The sequence below is a fragment of the Psychrobacter sp. NC44 genome, assembly GCF_904846655.1.
GTDB lineage: Bacteria > Pseudomonadota > Gammaproteobacteria > Pseudomonadales > Moraxellaceae > Psychrobacter.
This window is the reverse complement of the sequence record NZ_CAJHBN010000031.1, coordinates 1-5522: the sequence shown is the minus strand read 5'-3', so window position 1 is coordinate 5522 and position 5522 is coordinate 1. Positions and strand designations below refer to the sequence as shown.

At 48.5% G+C, this 5522-nt stretch carries 2 tRNA genes and 3 rRNA genes; all 5 read right to left on the bottom strand.

Features of this window, described 5'->3' with window-relative positions:
• Positions 1 to 82 (bottom strand): 5S ribosomal RNA (rrf, locus tag JMX95_RS13510); the annotation flags it as partial.
• Positions 83 to 269: 187 nt separating this feature from the next.
• Positions 270 to 3132, bottom strand: a 23S ribosomal RNA gene (locus tag JMX95_RS13505).
• Positions 3133 to 3475: 343 nt separating this feature from the next.
• Positions 3476 to 3551 (bottom strand) — tRNA-Ala (locus JMX95_RS13500).
• A gap of 9 nt (positions 3552 to 3560) precedes the next feature.
• A tRNA-Ile gene (locus tag JMX95_RS13495) sits at positions 3561 to 3637 on the bottom strand.
• 75 nt (positions 3638 to 3712) lie between these two features.
• Positions 3713 to 5251, bottom strand: a 16S ribosomal RNA gene (locus tag JMX95_RS13490).
• Between the last annotated feature and the right edge of the window lie 271 nt (positions 5252 to 5522).

The following is a 5522-nucleotide window of genomic DNA, read 5'->3' as shown; positions in this document are numbered from 1 at the left end:
CCACACTACCATTGGCGCAATGATGTTTCACTTCTGAGTTCGGGAAGGGATCAGGTGGTGCCATCATGCTATTGTCGTCAGCAAAGGGGGTTAGATATGAGTCTGTTATTTTTATTGTTTGACGTCAAGTATTAGCTTGTTGTCGATCAACTTGTAACCTAACTGAATCAAGGTTAAAGGTGATATCGAAATATTCTCTCGTTTCTATAAGCTTTCGCTTATACAAGATAGATTAATTAGAGCTTTCATACAAACCACTTGGGTGTTGTATGGTCAAGCCAAACGAGCAATTAGTACAGGTTAGCTACATGCATCGCTGCACTTCCACACCCTGCCTATCAACGTCGTAGTCTTCAACGGCTCTTTAGGGAAATCTAATCTTGAGGTGGGCTTCCCGCTTAGATGCTTTCAGCGGTTATCCCATCCGAACGTAGCTACCGGGCAATGCCACTGGCGTGACAACCCGAACACCAGAGGTTCGTCCACTCTGGTCCTCTCGTACTAGGAGCAGATCCTCTCAAATTTCCAACGCCCACGGTAGATAGGGACCGAACTGTCTCACGACGTTCTAAACCCAGCTCGCGTACCTCTTTAAATGGCGAACAGCCATACCCTTAGGACCTGCTTCAGCCCTAGGATGAGATGAGCCGACATCGAGGTGCCAAACACCGCCGTCGATATGAACTCTTGGGCGGTATCAGCCTGTTATCCCCAGAGTACCTTTTATCCGTTGAGCGATGGCCCTTCCATACAGAACCACCGGATCACTAAGACCTACTTTCGTACCTGCTCGACTTGTGGGTCTCGCAGTTAAGCGCGCTTTTGCCTTTATACTCTACGACCGATTTCCGACCGGTCTGAGCGCACCTTCGTACTCCTCCGTTACTCTTTAGGAGGAGACCGCCCCAGTCAAACTACCCACCATACATTGTCCTCGGTATTGTTATACCTGAGTTAGAACCCCAACATGACCAGGGTGGTATTTCAAGATTGGCTCCACCGAGACTAGCGTCTCGGCTTCAAAGCCTCCCACCTATCCTGCACAAGTCAGGTCAAAGTTCAATGTAAAGCTGTAGTAAAGGTTCACGGGGTCTTTCCGTCTAGCCGCGGGTACACAGCATCTTCACTGCGATTTCGATTTCACTGAGTCTCTGCTGGAGACAGCGCTGCCATCATTATGTCATTCGTGCAGGTCGGAACTTACCCGACAAGGAATTTCGCTACCTTAGGACCGTTATAGTTACGGCCGCCGTTTACTGGGGCTTCGATCAAGAGCTTCGCTTACGCTAACCCCATCAATTAACCTTCCAGCACCGGGCAGACATCACACCCTATACGTCCACTTTCGTGTTTGCAGAGTGCTGTGTTTTTAATAAACAGTTGCAGCAGCCTGGTATCTGCGACTGCCAACAGCTCAAGGAGCGTGTCCTATCACCATCAGCAGCGTACCTTCTCCCGAAGTTACGGTACCATTTTGCCTAGTTCCTTCAGCAGAGTTCTCTCAAGCGCCTTGGTATTCTCTACCTGATCACCTGTGTCGGTTTAGGGTACGATTCGTTTATAACTATTGCTTAGAAGCTTTTCCTGGAAGCATGGTATTTGCCACTTCACTGTACAAGTACAGCTTGCTATCAGATCTCAGCCATATAACAACCCGGATTTACCTAAGTTGTAAGCCTACATCCTTTCACCTGGACAACCAACGCCAGGCTGACATAACCTTCTCCGTCCCTCCATCGCATTATAAACAAGTATCGGAATATTAACCGATTTCCCATCGACTACGCCTTTCGGCCTCGCCTTAGGGGTCGACTCACCCAGCCCCGATTAACGTTGGACTGGAACCCTTGATCTTCCGGCGTGCGAGCTTTTCACTCGCATTATCGTTACTCACGTCAGCATTCGCTCTTGTGATACCTCCAGCATGCCTTACGACACACCTTCACAGGCTTACACAACGCTCCCCTACCACTTGAAAACAAATTCAAATCCGCAGCTTCGGCTCCTAGTTTGAGCCCCGTTACATCTTCCGCGCGGGCCGACTCGACTAGTGAGCTATTACGCTTTCTTTAAAGGATGGCTGCTTCTAAGCCAACCTCCTAGCTGTCTATGCCTTCCCACCTCGTTTCCCACTTAACTAGGAATTTGGGGCCTTAGCTGGCGGTCTGGGTTGTTTCCCTCTCCACAATGGACGTTAGCACCCACTGTGTGTCTCCCGGATATCACTCATCGGTATTCGGAGTTTGCATCGGTTTGGTAAGTCGGTATGACCCCCTAGCCGAAACAGTGCTCTACCCCCAATGGTGTTCGTCCGAGGCGCTACCTAAATAGCTTTCGGGGAGAACCAGCTATCACCGAGTTTGATTAGCCTTTCACCCCTATCCACAAGTCATCCCCTGGCTTTTCAACGACAGTGGGTTCGGTCCTCCGGTGCCTGTTACGGCACTTTCAACCTGCTCATGGATAGATCACTCGGTTTCGGGTCTATACCCTGCAACTATGGCGCCCTATTAAGACTCGGTTTCCCTACGGCTCCCCTAAACGGTTAACCTTGCTACAGAATATAAGTCGCTGACCCATTATACAAAAGGTACGCGGTCACCCTAATAAATTAAGGCTCCCACTGCTTGTACGCACACGGTTTCAGGTTCTATTTCACTCCCCTCACAGGGGTTCTTTTCGCCTTTCCCTCACGGTACTGGTTCACTATCGGTCAGTCAGGAGTATTTAGCCTTGGAGGATGGTCCCCCCATCTTCAAACAGGATTTCTCGTGCCCCGCTCTACTTAATATGTTAACGCTAATGTTTCGAATACAGGACTATCACCTACTACGGTCAGCTTTCCCACGCTGTTCTTCTACATTAGCATTAATCGGCTTCTCCCCGTTCGCTCGCCGCTACTAGGGGAATCTCATTTGATGTCTATTCCTAAGGGTACTGAGATGTTTCACTTCCCCTCGTTCGCTTCTTGTACAAGTACAAGATACCTACCTTATGGTAGGTGGGTTTCCCCATTCAGAAATCTCCGGATCACAGGATATTGCCGCCTCCCCGAAGCTTATCGCAGGCTGTCACGTCTTTCATCGCCTCTGACTGCCAAGGCATCCACCATGTGCGCTTCATTACTTGACCATACAACCCCAAGTAGTCTTTCGACTGCTAAGTGTTATAAAGTCTAATTATGATAACGATATCACCTATGTTTATACGCTTGATTCAGTTCTCTTTACTTTTTTTAATCACTCACCCCTGGGATAACAACTGATGTCGTTAAGAGGTGAGTGATTAAGGTTAGGAACAACGCGTGAACACGTGTTCCTAACCCAGACTCATATCTATGTTTTTAAATAGTCTCTATGCTCTCGTCGAGTCACAGATTCTGTATAAAACAGAAAGAAGTAATCGTGTCTTTATTCAAAGATAAATCACTTGTTTCTATTTATACTATTAGCACTTAAAGCTTATTCGTCTATAGTGGTGGAGCCAAACGGAGTCGAACCGTTGACCTCCTGCGTGCAAGGCAGGCGCTCTACCAACTGAGCTATGGCCCCATTATAAAATGGTGGGTCTAAGTGGACTTGAACCACTGACCCCCGCGTTATCAACACGGTGCTCTAACCAGCTGAGCTACAGACCCAATTACGCTTGTTAAAACGTAAGCTTAAACTAAAGAACAACTTGTTGTGAATTCTTGCTGACCGAATGCCATCTATAAGGAGGTGATCCAGCCGCAGGTTCCCCTACGGCTACCTTGTTACGACTTCACCCCAGTCATCAACCACACCGTGGTGAACGCTCCCCCGAAGGTTAAGCTATCCACTTCTGGTGCAATCAACTCCCATGGTGTGACGGGCGGTGTGTACAAGGCCCGGGAACGTATTCACCGCGGCATTCTGATCCGCGATTACTAGCGATTCCTACTTCATGGAGTCGAGTTGCAGACTCCAATCTGGACTACGATAGGCTTTTTGAGATTCGCATCACATCGCTGTGTAGCTGCCCTCTGTACCTACCATTGTAGCACGTGTGTAGCCCTGGTCGTAAGGGCCATGATGACTTGACGTCGTCCCCGCCTTCCTCCAGTTTGTCACTGGCAGTATCCTTAGAGTTCCCGGCTTAACCCGCTGGTAACTAAGGACAAGGGTTGCGCTCGTTGCGGGACTTAACCCAACATCTCACGACACGAGCTGACGACAGCCATGCAGCACCTGTATTCTAATTCCCGAAGGCACTCCCGCATCTCTGCAGGATTCTAGATATGTCAAGACCAGGTAAGGTTCTTCGCGTTGCATCGAATTAAACCACATGCTCCACCGCTTGTGCGGGCCCCCGTCAATTCATTTGAGTTTTAACCTTGCGGCCGTACTCCCCAGGCGGTCTACTTATTGCGTTAGCTGCGTCACTAAGTCCTCAAGGGACCCAACGACTAGTAGACATCGTTTACGGCGTGGACTACCAGGGTATCTAATCCTGTTTGCTACCCACGCTTTCGAGCCTCAGTGTCAGTATTATGCCAGAAGGCTGCCTTCGCCATCGGTATTCCTCCAGATCTCTACGCATTTCACCGCTACACCTGGAATTCTACCTTCCTCTCACATACTCTAGCTCTACAGTTTCAGATGCAGTTCCCAGGTTAAGCCCGGGGATTTCACATCTGACTTATAGAGCCACCTACGCTCCCTTTACGCCCAGTAATTCCGATTAACGCTTGCACCCTCTGTATTACCGCGGCTGCTGGCACAGAGTTAGCCGGTGCTTATTCTGCAGCTAATGTCATCGTCCGTGGGTATTAACCACGGAGTCTTCTTCACTGCTTAAAGTGCTTTACAACCAAAAGGCCTTCTTCACACACGCGGCATGGCTGGATCAGGGTTTCCCCCATTGTCCAATATTCCCCACTGCTGCCTCCCGTAGGAGTCCGGGCCGTGTCTCAGTCCCGGTGTGGCTGATCATCCTCTCAGACCAGCTACAGATCGTCGCCATGGTAGGCCTTTACCCCACCATCTAGCTAATCCGACTTAGGCTCATCTAATAGCGAGAGCAGTAAACTGCCCCCTTTCTCCCGTAGGTCGTATGCGGTATTAATACGAGTTTCCCCGTGCTATCCCCCACTACTAGGTAGATTCCTAAGTATTACTCACCCGTCCGCCGCTCGACGCCTGATAGCAAGCTATCATCGTTTCCGCTCGACTTGCATGTGTTAAGCCTGCCGCCAGCGTTCAATCTGAGCCATGATCAAACTCTTCAGTTTAATCTTGCTATGAAGCTCTTTAAAGAAGCTTCTAAACTTGGCTCATCTAATCTGGCAAAATCGCTAAAAATTATGTTCGTAATGAATTAACTTTGAGTTTTTCTGCTGTCTTAAATGATAATTTTTATAGTTAGAATGAACTCCGAAAAGGAGTTAAAACCAACTTTATTTTTTAGCATTCTGAATCAGCAAAAATCCACACAAGTTGTTCTTTAGTTATGCTTTTAAATAGTGCTCAATCACTGTCGTCCAGTAACTGATATATAGGGTA